This window comes from Kribbella sp. NPDC031520, assembly GCF_055580825.1.
In genome coordinates, this window is record NZ_JBVIKS010000007.1 from 242,084 (window position 1) to 257,918 (window position 15,835).

A 15,835-nucleotide genomic window follows, 5' to 3' on the forward strand; every position below is an offset into this window, starting at 1 on the left:
CGAGCCCGGCGACGGACGGGTGCACCGGACGGCGGGGCTGCGGTCCGGACCCCTCTCCACGACTGCACGGTGTCCGAACGCTTACCCGTTGTCACTGACTAACTGAGCGAACAAGGATCTGTTACGATCCCGTGTGTTAACGAATGGCGATTCACAAACTCGGAGGCGAACGGATGGCCCGCCCGCGGCTGGTGAGCGACGACGTCATCCTCGACGCGACCCGCGAGGTGCTGGCCGAGCTCGGACCGGTGAAACTGACCCTCGCCGCGGTCGGATCCCGGGTCGGGCTGGCCCCGCCGACCCTGATGCAGCGGTTCGGTTCCAAACGCGGCCTGCTGCTCGCGTCCGCCGCCCGTTCGCCGGTGATGGTCCAGCGACTGGCCGAACAGGTTGCCGGCCGCAACACCTCACCGCTGGCCACCCTCCGGGACTTCGCGCTGTCCGCGGTCGCGCACATCGAGCACCGCGAGCAGCTCGGCAACGGTCTCGGATTCGTCCAGCTCGACGTCGCGGACCCCGAGTTCCGGCAGCACGCGCTGGCGCACTCGGCAGCGATCGTCGACAGCTGCGACCGGCTCTACCGGGCGGCGGTGGCAGCGGGCGAGCTGCGCGCGGACTCCGACGTACCGGCGCTGGCGCGGCACACCCTTGTCTGTTTCAACGGCGCACTCCAGGTCTGGGCGGTGAACGGCTGGGGCTCGTTGACCGAGTTCCTCAGCGAGCAGCTCGACCTGATGATCGCGCCCTATCTCATCCAGGAGTAGCAGTGTTCTTGCGGGTGGTGGTCTTCTACCTGACCACGATGATCTTCAGCGGCATCCTGAACGCGTTGCAGTCGGCAACCGGTCCGAGCCCGGACCTGATCCAGCTGGTCCAGTTCGCGCCGGCGCTCGGCGTGGGCATGATGTTCCTGCTGTTCCGCCGTACGACGCGGGTCGACGCGCGGTTCGCGCCGGCGAAGGTCGCCGCCGGGCGGAGTGCCTTGGTGGTGGGCATCGTCGTGGTGGCGATGCTGGTGTCGGTGCTGGTGCACGTGATCGCGGGGCGGCCGTGGCGGGCGGAGAGCCTGTCGTTCCCCTTCTGGACGTTGGTGATCACGATGATCGTCGGTGCGGCCGGCGAGGAGCTCGGCTGGCGCGCGTACCTGCAGCCGTACCTGCAGACCCGCTTCTCGGTACTGCGCTCCTCGCTGATCGTCGGCGTGCTGTGGGGGTTCTGGCACATCGGTGGGTTCGCCAACGGTCTCGTCTACATGGGCCTGTTCGTGGTGATGACGACGGGGTTGTCCGTGGTGATGGGCGCCGTGCTCCGGGACGCACGCCGTACGAACCTGGTCGTCGCGACCGCCGCGCACGCCGCCGTCAACCTCTCGCTGATCCTGCTGTTCACCGAGGAGGACGGCGACGTGTTCCCGATGGCGGTGCTCGCTGGGGTCTGGACGGTCGCCGCCGTCGTCGTCAGCTCAGTGCAGGTACGACGCCCCGTTGAAGTCGAGGACCGCTCCGCTCGCCCAGTTCGCATCGGCTGAGGCGAGCCAGTAGATCGCGTTGCCGACCTCGTCGGCGGTGGCGACCCGGTTGAACGGGCTCTGTGCCCGGATCGCGTCGCCACCGGGGCCGGCCAGGAACGACTCGGTCATGTCGGTGGCGGTGAATCCGGGCGCGATTGACGTCACCGTGATGTCATGTGGCGCCAACGATGCCGCCAGCGACTGTCCGAGCGAGTGCACTCCGGCCTTCGAGGCGCCGTACGCGGGTACGTCGGGCTCCCCGCGGTACGCGCCGCGGGACCCGACGTTGACGATCGCGCCCCGCCGTACGCCGTCCGCGGGCTCCGTGTCGAGCATCTGCCGCGCCACGCACCAGGTCACGTGCGCGGGCCCCTCCAGGTTGACGGCGAGCGTACGGCGCCAGACCGCGACCCACTCCTCGTACGGCGTATCGGCCAGCGGGTGACCGACCCGGCGCGACCCCGCGACCGGCTCGTCGACGAACATTGCCGCGTTGTTCACCAGTACGTCGATCCGCCCGAGCGCGGCGGCCGATTCCTCAACCAGGGCAGGGATTGTGGCCGGATCGCCGAGGTCCGCGGCGACTACCGCATGCCCGTCGCCGGGTAGTGAGTCCCGGACCTGTTCGGCCCGGTCGACGGCGCCGCGGCAGTGCAGCACGACCCGGTCGCCGGCTCGTGCGAACGCCTGCGCGGCCGCCGCGCCGACTCCTCTGGATGCACCGGTGATCAATACGCCTCTGCTCATGGGCTCATTCTGCCCTGACGCCGGTTCGACGGCGTCGTGACATCACCAGAGGTTGACAGTGACGTCATGATGACGTCATGATTGCGTCATGGAACTTGACCACTACCTCGAGTCGGTCCGGCGGAGCGTGGAGAACGCGACCGCCCTGGCCGACGAGCAGACTCGCTCCGTGGCACAGCGCCTCGGAGCCACGCTGGACGACGCGGGCCGACTGGCCCTCATCTCAGCCCTGTCCGACGCCGCCGGGGAGATCAGCCGCGAGCTGTCCCCGGGCTCGGTCGAGCTCCGGATGGCCGGTGGCCGCCCGGAGTTCGTGGTCACGCCGGCGCCGAGCCAGCTGACCGGTCCGGACGAGATCGAAGAGGACCTCGAGGACGAGGCGGACGACGGCGCGGAGCAGTTCGTGCCGGACGCCGACGAGCCGAACGCGCGGATCACGCTGCGGCTGCCGATGTCGATCAAGAACAAGGTGGACGAAGCCGCCGACGCCGAGGGCATCTCCTCGAACGCGTGGCTGATGCGCACCGTGATGACCGAGCTCAGCGTCGGCCGCCGCGGCGGCCCGCGCCCGCCCCGTCCGCCCCGCCCACCGCGCGGCCCGGTCTTCGGCCCGGAGGGCCCGCTGGGTCCGAACGGTCCGCTCGGTCCCGACGGAGTCTTCGGCCCGAACGGTGTGTTCGGCCCGAACGGTCCGTTCGGTGAGGAAGGCGTGTTCGGTACGGACCGCGGGCGCGACCGCCGCCGGGACGACCGGGAGCGTCGCCGCGAGGACAAGGAACGGCGTCGTGGCGGCCACGGCCCGGGCCAGCGAGTGACGGGATGGGCGGAATGAGCGACCACGGCGCGACCCAGTTCATCGACGACGAGAACGAGCGGATCGACCGGATCCGGATCGACATCGGCTCCGGCCTGGTCGAGCTCGGGCCCAACCCGGACGGTGCCGGCACCACGGTGTCGATGGAGGTCGACGGTGACGACGACGGCGTGATCTTCGAGGTCACCGGCGGCGAGCTGATCGTCGAGAGCCCGCGGAACGTCCGGCGCGGACCGGAGATCACGGTCCGGATCGCCACCTCCGCGGTCCTCGACGCCCGGGTCAAGACCGGGTCCGGTGACATCGTCTCCGAGGTCCCGCTCGGTTCGGCGCGGCTCGCGACCGGCTCCGGCGACGTCAGGCTGACCCGGGTCGAGGACGAGCTCGGCATCAACACCGGCAGCGGCGACGTGAAGGTCGAGAGCGCCGCGAGCGCGGTACGTGCCAGTACCGGCTCGGGTTCGATCGACATCGAGGAGGCCGAGGACGCGCTCGGGCTGAGCACCGGCTCCGGTGACGTCACGATCGGCGACGCCGCCGGTCCCACCTCCGTCAAGGTCGGCTCGGGTGACATCACCATCGAGCGGATCCGCGACCACTCGGTCGCCACCTCCGGCTCCGGCGACGTCAAGGTCGAGATCGCCGACGGGCCGAGCGTTCAGGCCGAGACGGCCCGGGGCGACGTACAGATCGGGGTCCCGGACGGACTCCCGACGTACCTGGACCTGAAGACCGTCACCGGACGGATCCGCTGCGACCTGCAGCCCGGCGCGAAGCCGGCCGAGGGTGAGCGCGCCCTGATGCTGCGCGCCCGTACGGTCTCCGGCGACATCACTGTCGTCAAGGTCTGACCCAGCGCCTGCACGTGTCGGACTGAGGCGTTCGGGTTCGTTGTCTTGATGTAGCCAACGGTCCCGCCACTGGGGGCGGGACCTGGGCGAAGCATTGCCGAAAACCAACCACAGCACGGGGATTACGCAAGGGGAGCACCATCATGATCAGCGAACAGCAGGAAGTTGCGCGGTACCGCGTCGCCGAGCAGTTGCGGGCGGCCGAGTCGAGGGCACGCCGGAACGAAGGCAAGATCCGCAGCACCCCTCGGGAAGGGCTGGCCGGCGCACTGCACCGGCTGGCCGACCGGCTGGCGCCGGCCTCCCGGGCGCTGACGGAGCCGGCCACCCGGGTGCTGACCGAGCCGCAGCCGCGGCGCCGCGGGACCGGCCTGTCGATCGTCCGGTGACCGGCGTACCGGTCAACGGCGCCGCGGTCTTCGGGCTGCTGGGACGGCTGGGGCTCGTCTAGCCCGCGGCGCCGAGGACAGCACCCCAGAGGTGTGTTGCAGGTTCGTGCAATGCCTGTGGATAACTGCCGGGCGGACCCGCGAACACTGCTAGCGTTCAGTCGATCATTCTCGGCGACCTGGGAGAGAAGCCAACGATGTTGCGTCCGATGGTGGCGACCACAGCTGTCACCGCAGCCCTGCTTCTGGTAGCCGGCTGCGGCGGCAACGACAAGAAGTCCGACTCGGGCTCCGGCACCAACGGTGGTGGTTCCACCAGCTCGCCGACGCCGACCGCACCGGCCGTCCCGACCTTCGACCCGCCCAAGGCCTTGGCGATCGGCGGCGCGTTTCCGGTGTTCAAGGACCAGACCATGGTCTCCCTCACCGAGGCTCAGATGGCGATCGTCGGCAAGGTCGCCGTGGCCGGCACGATCAAGAGCCTCGCCGGTCACGATGTCACCGACCCGAGCAAGTCCTGGTCGGTTCCCGCGGCGCAGGCGGCGACCACGAAGGTCAACACAGCATTCCGGGCGAAGGCGGTGAAGGTCGACGGCAAGGACGTCGCGGTCGTCGTCTACTCGGAGACCGACAAGGGCAACGGCACCCAGAAACCGCAGGGCCTCGTGGTGATCCAGTGGATCGACGTGGCGACCGGCGACAAGATCGCCGAGACGTCGACGAAGACCGCGTACGACGACGCCGCGATCGGGAGCGTGGCCTACGACGTGGAAACCGGTCAGGTCGCCGTCGGGACGACGGGTGCGGGCTCGGGCGGGAACGTGCAGTACGTGACGGTGTACGCCGACCCGGCGACCAAGAAGAGCACGCTCGTGCCGGGTATCACCCCGGCCGCTGTGCACGGCGGCGTGATCGCGGGCACGAAGGCGCCGACGTCGACCAACACGAACGACGCCGTGCTGGCTCTCGCCGACGGCCCGAGCGGAAAGGTCACGAAGCAGGTCGGGCCGCTGCAGACCAACTACCAGCCGATCGCCGGCACCGGCAAGCACGCCTACTTCCTCGGTGACAAGTACATCGGCGACCCCGGGTACGACATCGCGCTCTACGCGGTCGACCTGTCGACCGGAGCTGTCGTCGTCACGCCGCTCCCGCGGCTCCAGAACAGCACCGACATAGGCGGATGGTCCTGCTTCGGTGACGAGGCGGCCTCCGTTGTCTGCACCGGGAAGACGAAGTCGCAGAGCAACCAGACCGACACGATGATGGGCTTCGACGATACGACCGGCAAGAAGGCCTGGAGCTTCTCCAACGACTCCGGCAACCGCATCGTTCCGAACATGACTGCGGCTTACCACGGCGTCGTCTACGCCCAGACCGAGGCGCAGCCGGTGCTGCTGGACGCGAAGACCGGTGCGGACCTGCCGAGTCCGACGCCGTCCGGGAGCCCGGGCTCGAGCGACACCCCGTCCAGCGGCAGCACACCCTCGGACGGCAGCAGCCCGACGGTCGGCGACACTCCGTCCGACGGAAGCACCCCGTCGGACGGCGGCAGCCCCGGGAACGGTGACCTCGGCCTCTGGGACGGCAAACTGCGGTCGCCCGAGTCCGTCTCGCCGTACGGCGGCGTGTACATGCAGCTGCCGCACGGTGACTACAGCGTCACGAACGAGCTCGATTCGGTGTGTGTGTTCGTGAAGGCGACCGCCTGATCGACCTGACGAGGGCCCCGGGATTCCCGGGGCCCTCTTTCGTTGGTCAGATCTCGGTACGGTGGAAGTTCTGGTAGGAACGGGACGGCGTCGGGCCGCGCTGGCCCTGGTACCGGGAGCCGTACTTCGCCGAGCCGTACGGGTTCTCCGCGGGCGAGGACAGCCGGAAGAAGCAGAGCTGGCCGATCTTCATCCCGGGCCAGAGCTTGATCGGCAGCGTGGCGACGTTCGACAGCTCGAGGGTCACGTGACCGGAGAAACCCGGGTCGATGAAGCCGGCCGTCGAGTGCGTGAGCAGACCGAGACGGCCCAGCGACGACTTGCCCTCGAGGCGGGCGGCCACGTCGTCGGGGAGCGTGACCAGCTCGTACGTCGACCCCAGGACGAACTCACCGGGGTGCAGGATGAACGGCTCGTCGCCGTTCGGTTCGACCAGCCGGGTCAGGTCGGGCTGTTCCTCGGCCGGGTCGATGTGCGGGTACCGGTGGTTCTCGAAGACCCGGAAGAACCGGTCCAGCCGTACGTCGACGCTCGACGGCTGCACCATCGCAGCGTCGAACGGATCCAGCTGGACCCGCTTCGCGTCGAGCTCGGAAAGAATGTCGCGATCGGAGAGCAGCACGGTCGCACGTTAGCAGCGTGCTGCTCATCCGCACAGCGTCGAGTCCCCCGGGAGCCGGTTCTGGTGATGGAGTCGTCCGGAGCCCTCAGCTCTCCGGCTGCCGCACCACCAGACCTGGGCCTGAGGCAACTATCGTCAGTTGGCCAGCTTGTTGAACTTCGACACCTGGGTGGCGAAGGTCTTGACCTGCGCGGGCGACCAGTCCTTGAGCAGGTCCTCGATCACCTTGTGGCGCTTCTTCCGGGCCGCCGTCAGCTTGCGCTTGCCGGCCGCGGTCAGCGTCAGCAGAGTCGCCCGGGCGTCGGACTTGTCGGCCGCCCGCTTCAGCAGGCCCTCTTCCTCCAGTCGCGCGCAGGCCCGGCTGACCGGACCCTTGTCGACCTCGAGCGCAGCCACCAGGTCGGCCATCCGCACCGGCGCCAGCTCTTCCACGTGGTTCAGCAACGCGTACTGTGCCGGCTCCAGGTCCGGGTGCGCCTCGTCGGACAGCGTCCGCTGCAGCCCGCGCAGCCGGCGTGCCAACGTGACGAGCTCCTTCTCGAGGTTGTCCACCGCGTCACTTGTGTCTGTTGCCACCGTTCACCCCTTCATCCAGTTGCCCCGCAACCATCTTCGTCCGGTCCAGGGACCGTCATCCTCACGTTGCGTCAAATGTTGCCCCCGGCAACGCGTTCTAATCTGCCAGAAGATGACGTAGCTGCCCAGTCCTGAACGTGCCCTTTGTGGAAAACTGCCCAAGAACCCCCGGTGCAAACCGCCCACGGGGCTCTTTTCGATGCGCGGGGCACCTTCTTCGGCTGTATCCGGCTGACGCCGCAGCAACCTGGCTTTGAATGCCGAGGGAAGGCTCGCTGCCCGGAAGTAGTCAGTTGATTCCGGCGCGCGGACCCGGCGTGGTTGAGAGCCCCGACATCGGCTATGCTCTTCACCGCCGCCGGGAGACCGGCCAGGCGGGTGTAGTTCAATGGCAGAACATCAGCTTCCCAAGCTGACAGTGCGGGTTCGATTCCCGTCACCCGCTCCACAGCTCAGCCCCAGGTCAGAGGCAATTTCTGACCTGGGGCTGAGTCATCTGAGGGTCTATTGTTTGGCGGCATGAGCTACCAGCAGCAGCCGCCGCCCTCGCAGTTCCAGCCGCAGCAGCCGTACCAGCAGTATCAGCCGCAGGGTCCGATGGGGATGCTGCAGCTGACCATCCAGGGCAGTGCGATGACGTCCAACCTGGTCCCGCCGACGGTGCGCCTGAACGGCTACCCGGTGCCGGTCAAGTACGGCCGGAACGACATCCCGGTGCCTGCTGGACCGCTGCACATCGACGTCCACTCGCAGTGGGTTCTCACCTACGGCAAGGCCACGCTCGACTGCACGGTGCAGCCGAACCAGGCCGTGCCGGTGTTCTACGCGTCGCCGTACCACCAGTTCACCTCCGGCAGCATCGGCCACACCAAGGTGAAGCGGAAGGGCCTCGGTACGCTCCTCGGCATTGTCGGGGCGATTCTTGTAGTGGTCGTTCTGGCGGGCGTCCTCGGGGCGCTCGGCTGACGATCAAACGGTTGACCTAGGCGGCTGTTGCCCAGGTCAACCGTGTTGGGGTCAGATGATCGGGCCGGTGTTGATGGACGTGCTGGCCTGGGCGCCGATGAAGGGGTTGTTGACGGCCCAGAGGACGCCGGGCTGGTAGTTCGGTACGTCGAAGTCGCACATCACCCAGCCGCCGGCCTCGCCACGGGTGTTGAAGCATTCGCGGTACCAGCTGGTGTGGCTCGGGAGTGACTTGATCGTGCCGGCCGCTGACTCGCCGTTCGCCTTGGTGTCCTTCACCCAGACCTTGTCCGAGCCCTCCTGGTAGCACGCCTTCGCGCCGGTCACCGACACGCAGGTGACACCCGACGGCGGCGCGCCGCTCGGCGTGCCAGTGGTCGCCGATGCTGCTGTCGCCGTGCCGGCGGTGATCGCCAGCGCCACCAGCGGAACAGCCATCAATGCGCGCCACTTCTTCATGCAGTACTCCTTTTCAGCTCCCGTAGACCTCGAGTTCGACGATCCGGGAGTACGTGTGGTCGTTGCCGTCGAGGCAGAGGATACGTACGGCGTCGGCTCGGACCGGGGTGAACGTCGACGTGACATGACCCACGGTGTTGCCGCGGACCTGGGCCACGGTCTGCCAGCCGCCGTCGACCTTGACCTGGACGTCCCAGTCGCGCAGGCCGTTCACGCGGGCGGGGTACTTCGCGGAATCGAGGGTGTACAGCTCCACCCGGCTGATCGTGGCGGGGGCAGAAAGCGCGACGTCGTACGTGTCGGGGAAGACCGCGCGGGTGCCGTCGTTCCAGCCGGTCAGGGTGTCCCAGTGCTCGGAGTCCTTGTCGCCGTCGACCGCGCCGCAGAGAGTGAAGTTGCCGTGCGTCGACGACGCCGTCGCCTGCTCGCCGAGGGCGAGGTTGTCGCCGGCACCCTTGGGCGGCAGCGGCTCGACGGTCACCGGTACGTTCACCCGCGTCCGGTCGACCTCGACGCCGATCGCGTACGAACCGGGCTTCGCGTCCCGCGGTACCCGGACCTCGACCGGCGCGGACACCGGCTGGTCCGGGTCGACCGCGGGCAGCCACGACGAGAACAGCGTGCGGGACAGCTGCAGCGGCCCGGTCGGCTCGAGCGTCAGATCGGCGTACCGCGGCTGCGCGCCGGTGTTCGTCATCGTCAGGTTGAGCTGCCCCGGGAAGCACGGGAGGCCGACGACGCTGAGCTGCTCCGGCGCGACGCCGACCGCCACCTCGGCGGCCCCGGCACCCGACGCCGACCCGCCGGCGTCTGAAGTTGCCTTAGGCATCGAACTGGAGCCGAGCAGCGCGGCGGCGACGAGCGTACCGGCCGCGACCACGGTCTGGCGGGGGAGCTTCATTCCTGGACCTCCGCGATGCCGGGCCGGCCGTCCTCGACGAGGAGTTTGGCGCGGGTGGTGACGGTGCCGTTCTGGACGGACACCTTGTCGACGACGCGGTAGTCGGAGATCCACCGCTGGGGGGTGATGCTGCAGCTGACGTAGCCGCGCTGGAAGTTGCCGAACTTCATGTGCGGGTTCTCCCGCAGCAACGTCGCGCCTCCCGGGTCCAGATCCTCACCGTCGATGCCGGACGTGATCGACGTACCGACGAACTCCGCGCCGACGGTCGCGGAGGCCGGATCGGTGAAGTCCAGCTTGAGGTCGGACGCCACGCTGCGGTGCAGGTCGCCGGCGATCGAGACGAGGTTGCGGACCTTGCGCTGCGCCGCGCCGCCGAGAACGCGGTTCCGGGACGCCTCGTACCCGTCCCAGGTGTCCATCGGGACCAGCACCCCCGGCCCGTCCTTGGTGTCCAGCCGGGCGATCGCGGTCTGGTGCGCGAGCACGTTCCACCGGGTCTGCGACGCCGCCCAGCCGTCGAGCAGCCACTTCTCCTGCGCGTCGCCGGTGATCGTCCGCGCCGGGTCGGCCGTCTCCGGGCCGGGCGCCTTCGTACCGTCGCCGTACGCCTGGTCGGAGCGGTACTGCCGGGTGTCGAGCACGCTGAACTCGGCCAGCCGCCCGTACCGGATCCGCCGGTACAGCTGCATGTCCGGCCCTGCCGGCAGTTGCGCGAACCGCAGCGGCATGTGTTCCCAGTACGCGCGGAACGCGTTCGCCCGCCGTACCAGGAACTGCGCCGGCGGCGCGCTCGGGTGCGCCTCGTCGGCCCAGTTGTCGACCACCTCGTGGTCGTCGAGCGTGACGATCCACGGCGCGACCGCGTGCGCGTTCTGCAGATCGGGGTCCAGCTTGTACGCCGCATAGCGCTGGCGGTACTCGTCCAGCGTCACGGTCTGCTGGGTGATGTACGGCTCGTTCGAATGCGGGCGGATGCCGCGGTCGATGCCGAACTCGTAGATGTAGTCGCCGAGGAAGAACACCACGTCGTGGTCGCGCTGCGCCAGGTCGGCGTACGCCGTGTACCAGCCCTCCCACCACGCCTGGCAGGACGCGAACGCCAGCGACAGCTCGGACAGTTGCGTGTCGTACGCCGGAGCCGTCTTGGTCCGGCCGACCGGGCTGACGTGCCCGTTCACCCGGAAGCGGTACCAGTAGTGCCGCCACGGGCGCAGGCCTCGTACGTCGACGTGCACCGAATGGCTGGACTCCGGACCGGTTCGAGCCGTCCCACGGCGGACGATCCGGCGGAACTGGTCGTCCTCGGCGACCTGCCACTGGACCTCGACCGGCCGCCGGTCCATCCCGCCGAACGGCGCGAGTGGATCGGGGGCCAGCCGCGTCCAGATCACCACCGCGTCCGGCAAGGGATCGCCGGACGCGACGCCGAGCGTGAACGGGTCCCGCCGGTCCGGGCGGCCGGTCCGGCCGGCCGCCGCGGCCCGGACCTCCGGGAGGCTGCCGCTCAGCGCGAGCGCCGCCGCTGCTCCGCTGACGGTGAGGAAGTTACGTCGACTGCTCAACATCGGCACCCACCCACCCGATCATCCCGAGGTGATCACATCCGCAACGGGAGATTACGAGAAGTTCACACGATCGGGTGGGAAGATGACCGATACCGGCCGTTACTTCACGATCTTGCTCGCCGGCGGCGCGGTGATGTGCACCGGCTTGTTGTAGTCGGTCATGTTCATCACCATCGAGACGCTGCTCAGGTCGAAGCTGAGCCGGCGGATCAGGTGCGACTTGTCCATCCACATCACGTAGGTCAGCGTCGCCGGGACACCGGCCGGGACCTTCTTGCCCTGTGCGGCGAGTGCCTTCGCGGTGTTGACCGTGACCTGGTACTTGTCGAGCTTCTGGCCGCCGACCGTCTCCTCGCCGACGAACTTGGCGTCGACCAGGCTGGAGCGGAACGACTGGTAGATCTTCGTCGGGTCGCCGCCCTGGACCAGTTGGGACAGCTGGTCGTTCGAGCCGGACTTGAAGGTCGCGAACTTCCCGGCCGGGGTCAGCCCGGGGATCGACACGTAGCCGATGTTCTTGATCACGAGGATCTTCGCGGTCTTGCCCTGGAAGGCTTGGCCGCTCATCTCCATCGACACCGCGACCGGGTTGGCGGTCTGGTAGCCGTCCATGGTCATCATCGTGGTGCCGTTCATCGACATCGTGCCGGTGATGTGCCAGGACTTCTGCTTGCTGACCGCCGACGTCATCGCCGGGACGAAGGTCACGCGGTTCAGGTGCGCGACCGGGGCCGGCTGGGCGGGTTCGGTGGTCTTGGTGGCGACCGGCGTCGGCGCGGTCGACGTGGTCGTCGTGGTGGCCGGGACCGTCGGCTTGTAGCCGGTGGCCTTGGGCTCGCTGTTGCCGCAGGCGGCGAGGCCGAGGGCGAGTGGTACGGCGGCGGCGGTGGCCACGGCGGCACGGAACTTCATGATGCTGATTCCTCCCCAGGTGATGCAGACGGTGGATCTTATGGTCTGGACCGCCTGGGAAGGAAGGCTTTTGCAGCTAGTTGCAGGTCAGCTTTCGCCACGCTTTACAGACGCCAGCAGGAGCTGGGCGACGTCCTGGACCTCGACGGACTCGCGGGCCGAGCCGTCGGCCTGCTTCGCGGTGAGGCCGTCGGAGAGCATCACCCGGCAGAACGGGCAGCCGGTCGCGATCTTGTCGGCGCCGGTTTCCACCGCCTCGGTGGTCCGGTTCAGGTTGATGCGGGTGCCGAGCTTCTCCTCCATCCACATCCGGGCGCCGCCGGCGCCGCAGCAGAACGACTTCGTCTGGTTGCGGGGCATCTCGGCGAATTCCGCGCCGGGGATGATGTCGAGCAGTTCGCGCGGGGCGTCGTACACCTGGTTGTGGCGGCCGAGGTAGCACGGGTCGTGGTACGTGATCTTCTGCCCGTTGAGCGAGCTGTCGGCCGGTGCGACCGGGGTCAGCTTGCCGTCGCGGACGAGCCGGTTCAGCAGCTGGGTGTGGTGGATGACGTCCAGCTCGACACCGAGCTGGCTGTACTCGTTCTTCAACGTGTTGAAGCAGTGTGCGCAGGTCGAGACGACCTTGCGTACGTTGGTCTCCTTGAAGACCTCCGCGTTCTGCATCGCCAGCTGCTGGAACACGAACTCGTTGCCGGACCGCCGCGCCGGGTCGCCCGTACAGGTCTCACCGTCACCCAGTACGGCGAACGAAACGCCGGCGATGTTCAGCAGTTCCGCGACTGCCTGCGTGGTCTTCTTCGCGCGGTCCTCGAACGCGCCGGCGCAGCCGACCCAGAACAGGTACTCGACCTCGTCCAGCGACTCGACGTCCGTCCCGACCTGCTTGACCTCGAACGGCAGGTCCTTGGCCCAGTCCATCCGGCCGGACGGGTTCATGTTCCACGGGTTGCCCTTGTTCTCCAGGCCCTTGAACAGCCCGTTGAGCTCGGACGGGAACGACGACTCGATCAGCACCTGGTACCGGCGCATGTCCATGATCGCGTCGACGTGCTCGATGTCGACCGGGCACTGCTGCACGCACGCGCCGCACGACGTACAGGCCCACAGCGCGTCCTCGTCGATGACCGCAACGTCCGCGGGACCGACCAGCGGCTTCTCCTGCTCCGCGAGCACCAGCTCGGGCAGCGACTTGCGCGCGTCGTCATCGGCGGCGAGCAGATACGGCGCTTTCGCGTACGCGTGTTCGCGAAGGCCCATCATGATCAGCTTCGGCGACAGCGGCTTGTCGGTGTTCCACGCCGGGCACTGCGACTGGCACCGCCCGCACTCGGTGCAGGTGGTGAAGTCGAGCAGGCCCTTCCAGGTGAAGTCCTCGACCTTGCCGACGCCGAGCGCCGCGTCCTCGTCGAGCTCGTCGATGTTCTCGAAGTCGATCGGTGCGCCGTTCACCATGATCGGCTGCAGCGCGCCGAGCGCCGTACGACCGTCGGCCTCGCGCTTGAACCAGATGTTCGGCCACGCGGTGAACCGGTGCCACGCGACACCCATGGTCGCGTTCAGCGAGATCGTGATCATCCAGGCGAACGAGATCAGGATCTTGATCATCGCGACCAGGTAGACCGCGTTCTCCAGACCGTGCACGCTCAGCCCGCCGAACAGCCCGCTGCCCAAGAAGAACGTCATCGGGAAGTGGAACGTCGAGGCGCCGCTCAGCTGGTACTCGAGACCGCGGAGCAGCAGGATGCAGATCAGTACGCCGAGGATCGTGTACTCGACGTAGTACGCCTGCCACGACGTCGAGCCGTAGAACCGGGACGAGCGCGGGTTGTCGCCCTTCGGCAGATGCGTCAGCCGGTAGATCATCAGTCCGACGATCGACACCAAGCCGGTCCAGGTGAGCGCTTCGCTGACCCACTCGAACACGAACCAGTGACCGATCACCGGCAGCGCCCAGTGCGGGTCGAAGAGCTGGCCGAACGCGGTCACCAGGGTCAGGAACAGCCCGATGAACCCGAACGCAACGAACCAGTGCATCACCCCGATGTGACTCCACTGCAGCATCCGGGTGTGGCCGAGACTCTCCTTGACCAGGGTGACCGTCCGCTTGCCCGGGTCGTTCGTCCGCCCGGCCGGCTGCCCGAGCTTGATCACGGACACGATGTGCCCGATCGTCTTGCCGAACAACGCCACGGCGACAAGCGTCACCGCGAGCGAGACGACGATGGCGAGGATCTGCATACCAGCGATGTTATTGGTTGGTTACTCGTGAGTCATGTGCATGCGGCCCTCATCACGCCTGCGTGTTCCGTGTCACTTCCGTTCAGCGTTCAGCGTTCGAGACGGTCGAGGCGGGCGGCGACGGCCGCGCGCCGCGGGTCGTCCCGCGGGAGAGTGGCCTCCAGTGATTCGAAGATCTCCAGGTCCTCGGCGCCGGTCGGGGTTTGGGCGTAGCGCCACAGGAGGTCGGAGTCGTGGAGGTCGAGGGTGGCGCGGCGGAGGGTGGCGTCGAGTTCGTCGCGTTCGGCGCGGAGCGCGGGGGCGTCGGAGCGGGCGAGCAGGGGACCGGCGTACAGGTCGAGGGCCTTCGACAGGTCGCCGTTGCGCAGCGCCGCCTGGACTTCGGTCACGTCGCCGGTGACGTCGGCGATGATCCGGTACGGCTTGGTGTCGAGGACTCCTCCGCCGAGGAGATTGCGCAGGCGGTGCATCTCCGCGCGGACCGTCGTCGGGTTGCCCTCGTCGCCGTACAGCTGGAGCATCAGCTGCTCCGCGGTCAGACCTGTTGGCTGTAGTAATAACAGTGCGAGTACTTCGGCCCGCCGCAATGTCAGCGCGACCTCGCGGCCGCCGACGACCGCGACGGGTTGACCGGAGCCGAGGAGCTTCAACCGCAGGGACTGACGGGCGCGGCGGACCGGCGTACCGGGCATCCGCAGCAGGTACCCCTCGTCGAGGCGTTCGACGATTCCCTCGCGGCCGTCGCCGAGGTCGATCCGGTCGGCGCCGTCCGGTACGACTAGCCGGTTCGGCAGCCATTCGAGCGGCTGGACCGCGAGGACGCGGCCGGTCGGGGTGAGCAACGCGCCGGGTGCGTCACCGAGCGCCATCAGGTGCCGCATGTTGCGGGCGCGCAGCATCTCGTCGGCGGCGGCCATCCGGACCTTCAGCTGTCCTTCGGCGAGCTGGGCCGCGGCGGTGACGAGGGCGACCATCGCGGGATGGACGGTACGCAACGGGCCGGATACGTCGACCGCGCCGAGCAGCTTGCCGGTGTCGGGGTCGTGCACGGGTGCCGCGGCACACGTCCACTCGTGGATCCGCCGTACGAGGTGTTCGGCGGAGTGGATCTGGACCGGTCCGCCGACCGCGAGCGCCGTACCCATGCCGTTGGTGCCGATCTGGTCCTCGGACCACACCGCGCCCTCGGACAGCGCGATCCGGTCCGCGACGCGCTTCACGTCGGCGGCACCCTCGCGCCACAGGATCATGCCCTGGGCGTCGGTGATGATCATGATGTGCGACGCCTCGTCGGCGATCGACGTCAGCGTCTGCCGGAGCACCGGGAGGACGGCGCGGAGCGGGTGGTCGGCGCGCAGTTCCTCGACCAACTGTTGCTCGAGGATCATCGGCGGCAGATCGAGGTCCGGGTCGACGGCGGCGGCGAGCGAGCGTTCCCAGGACGCGGCGACCAGCGGGCGCGGTCCGGTGCCGGGCTCGTCGCCGGGGCTGCCGGGGCGGTTGCCGGCGAGCACGTCGTCGTACACCCCGCTCAACCGGCGGGCCTGCTCCGGTGCGTCCATCCGAC

Annotated in this window: 16 protein-coding genes and 1 tRNA gene; 8 read left to right on the forward strand and 9 right to left on the reverse strand. The window is 68.5% G+C overall.

Translation table 11 applies throughout. The features are described from left to right. Positions 1-143: 143 nt before the first annotated feature. Entirely contained in the window at positions 144-764 is a 621-nt protein-coding gene (locus ACZ5BU_RS33740) for a TetR/AcrR family transcriptional regulator (RefSeq protein WP_465704553.1), read from the forward strand. A 2-nt stretch (positions 765-766) separates the two neighbouring features. Further along, positions 767-1,528: a CPBP family intramembrane glutamic endopeptidase gene (locus ACZ5BU_RS33745; RefSeq protein WP_465704555.1), complete on the forward strand. Its 762-nt coding sequence runs from the start codon at positions 767-769 to the stop codon at positions 1,526-1,528. Here ACZ5BU_RS33745 and ACZ5BU_RS33750 read toward each other — a convergent pair. Beyond that, positions 1,463-2,257: an SDR family NAD(P)-dependent oxidoreductase gene (locus ACZ5BU_RS33750; RefSeq protein WP_465704557.1), complete on the reverse strand. Its 795-nt coding sequence runs from the start codon at positions 2,255-2,257 to the stop codon at positions 1,463-1,465. The two genes, ACZ5BU_RS33745 and ACZ5BU_RS33750, sit on opposite strands and share 66 nt — an antisense overlap. 88 nt (positions 2,258-2,345) lie before the next feature. On the opposite strand from ACZ5BU_RS33750, the gene ACZ5BU_RS33755 reads away from it, so the two are divergent. From ACZ5BU_RS33755 to ACZ5BU_RS33770, 4 genes are all read left to right on the forward strand, one after another. Then, positions 2,346-3,089, forward strand: a complete 744-nt coding sequence (locus ACZ5BU_RS33755) for a hypothetical protein (protein WP_465704559.1) — start codon at positions 2,346-2,348, stop codon at positions 3,087-3,089. Beyond that, complete coding sequence (locus tag ACZ5BU_RS33760; RefSeq protein ID WP_465704561.1) at positions 3,086-3,922, forward strand: DUF4097 family beta strand repeat-containing protein; 837 nt, start codon at positions 3,086-3,088, stop codon at positions 3,920-3,922. The genes ACZ5BU_RS33755 and ACZ5BU_RS33760 overlap by 4 nt, the downstream gene beginning before the upstream one ends. 143 nt (positions 3,923-4,065) lie before the next feature. After that, the gene (locus ACZ5BU_RS33765) at positions 4,066-4,311 is read left to right on the forward strand and encodes a hypothetical protein (RefSeq protein ID WP_465704563.1); all 246 of its coding nucleotides are present in this window, start codon (positions 4,066-4,068) and stop codon (positions 4,309-4,311) included. Positions 4,312-4,508: 197 nt separating this feature from the next. Then, a complete protein-coding gene (locus tag ACZ5BU_RS33770) occupies positions 4,509-6,023 on the forward strand; it encodes a hypothetical protein (RefSeq protein WP_465704565.1) in 1,515 nt (504 codons plus the stop codon). A gap of 46 nt (positions 6,024-6,069) precedes the next feature. On the opposite strand, the gene dcd is transcribed toward ACZ5BU_RS33770, so the two are convergent. Beyond that, positions 6,070-6,645 (reverse strand): dCTP deaminase, encoded by a 576-nt coding sequence (gene dcd / locus ACZ5BU_RS33775; protein WP_465704567.1) that lies wholly within the window; start codon positions 6,643-6,645, stop codon positions 6,070-6,072. Positions 6,646-6,780: 135 nt separating this feature from the next. Continuing rightward, the gene (locus ACZ5BU_RS33780; RefSeq protein ID WP_387655085.1) at positions 6,781-7,221 is read right to left on the reverse strand and encodes a MarR family winged helix-turn-helix transcriptional regulator; all 441 of its coding nucleotides are present in this window, start codon (positions 7,219-7,221) and stop codon (positions 6,781-6,783) included. Positions 7,222-7,595: 374 nt separating this feature from the next. On the opposite strand from ACZ5BU_RS33780, the gene ACZ5BU_RS33785 reads away from it, so the two are divergent. Both ACZ5BU_RS33785 and ACZ5BU_RS33790 read left to right on the forward strand, forming a co-directional pair. Continuing rightward, positions 7,596-7,669 (forward strand) — tRNA-Gly (locus tag ACZ5BU_RS33785). Between the two features lie 71 nt (positions 7,670-7,740). Then, positions 7,741-8,187: a hypothetical protein gene (locus ACZ5BU_RS33790; protein WP_465704569.1), complete on the forward strand. Its 447-nt coding sequence runs from the start codon at positions 7,741-7,743 to the stop codon at positions 8,185-8,187. 51 nt (positions 8,188-8,238) lie between these two features. Here the strand turns inward: ACZ5BU_RS33790 and ACZ5BU_RS33795 are convergent, their stop codons facing one another. The 6 genes from ACZ5BU_RS33795 to ACZ5BU_RS33820 all read right to left on the reverse strand — a co-directional run bounded on the left by ACZ5BU_RS33795 (position 8,239) and on the right by ACZ5BU_RS33820 (position 15,830). After that, positions 8,239-8,646 (reverse strand): hypothetical protein, encoded by a 408-nt coding sequence (locus tag ACZ5BU_RS33795; RefSeq protein ID WP_465704571.1) that lies wholly within the window; start codon positions 8,644-8,646, stop codon positions 8,239-8,241. Positions 8,647-8,659: 13 nt separating this feature from the next. Continuing rightward, the gene (locus ACZ5BU_RS33800) at positions 8,660-9,547 is read right to left on the reverse strand and encodes a galactose-binding domain-containing protein (RefSeq protein ID WP_465704573.1); all 888 of its coding nucleotides are present in this window, start codon (positions 9,545-9,547) and stop codon (positions 8,660-8,662) included. After that, complete coding sequence (locus tag ACZ5BU_RS33805) at positions 9,544-11,115, reverse strand: alkaline phosphatase D family protein (RefSeq protein ID WP_465704575.1); 1,572 nt, start codon at positions 11,113-11,115, stop codon at positions 9,544-9,546. Before ACZ5BU_RS33805 ends, ACZ5BU_RS33800 begins: the two co-directional genes overlap by 4 nt. A 99-nt stretch (positions 11,116-11,214) precedes the next feature. Continuing rightward, positions 11,215-12,027 carry an SCO4651 family lipoprotein gene (locus tag ACZ5BU_RS33810; protein ID WP_465704577.1) on the reverse strand — a complete coding sequence of 271 codons (813 nt, stop codon included), beginning with the start codon at positions 12,025-12,027 and terminating at the stop codon, positions 11,215-11,217. A gap of 87 nt (positions 12,028-12,114) precedes the next feature. Then, entirely contained in the window at positions 12,115-14,268 is a 2,154-nt protein-coding gene (locus ACZ5BU_RS33815) for a (Fe-S)-binding protein (protein WP_465704579.1), read from the reverse strand. 89 nt (positions 14,269-14,357) lie between these two features. Next, on the reverse strand, positions 14,358-15,830 hold the full coding sequence (locus tag ACZ5BU_RS33820) for a GAF domain-containing protein (protein WP_465704581.1): 1,473 nt from the start codon (positions 15,828-15,830) through the stop codon (positions 14,358-14,360). Positions 15,831-15,835 lie beyond the last annotated feature (5 nt).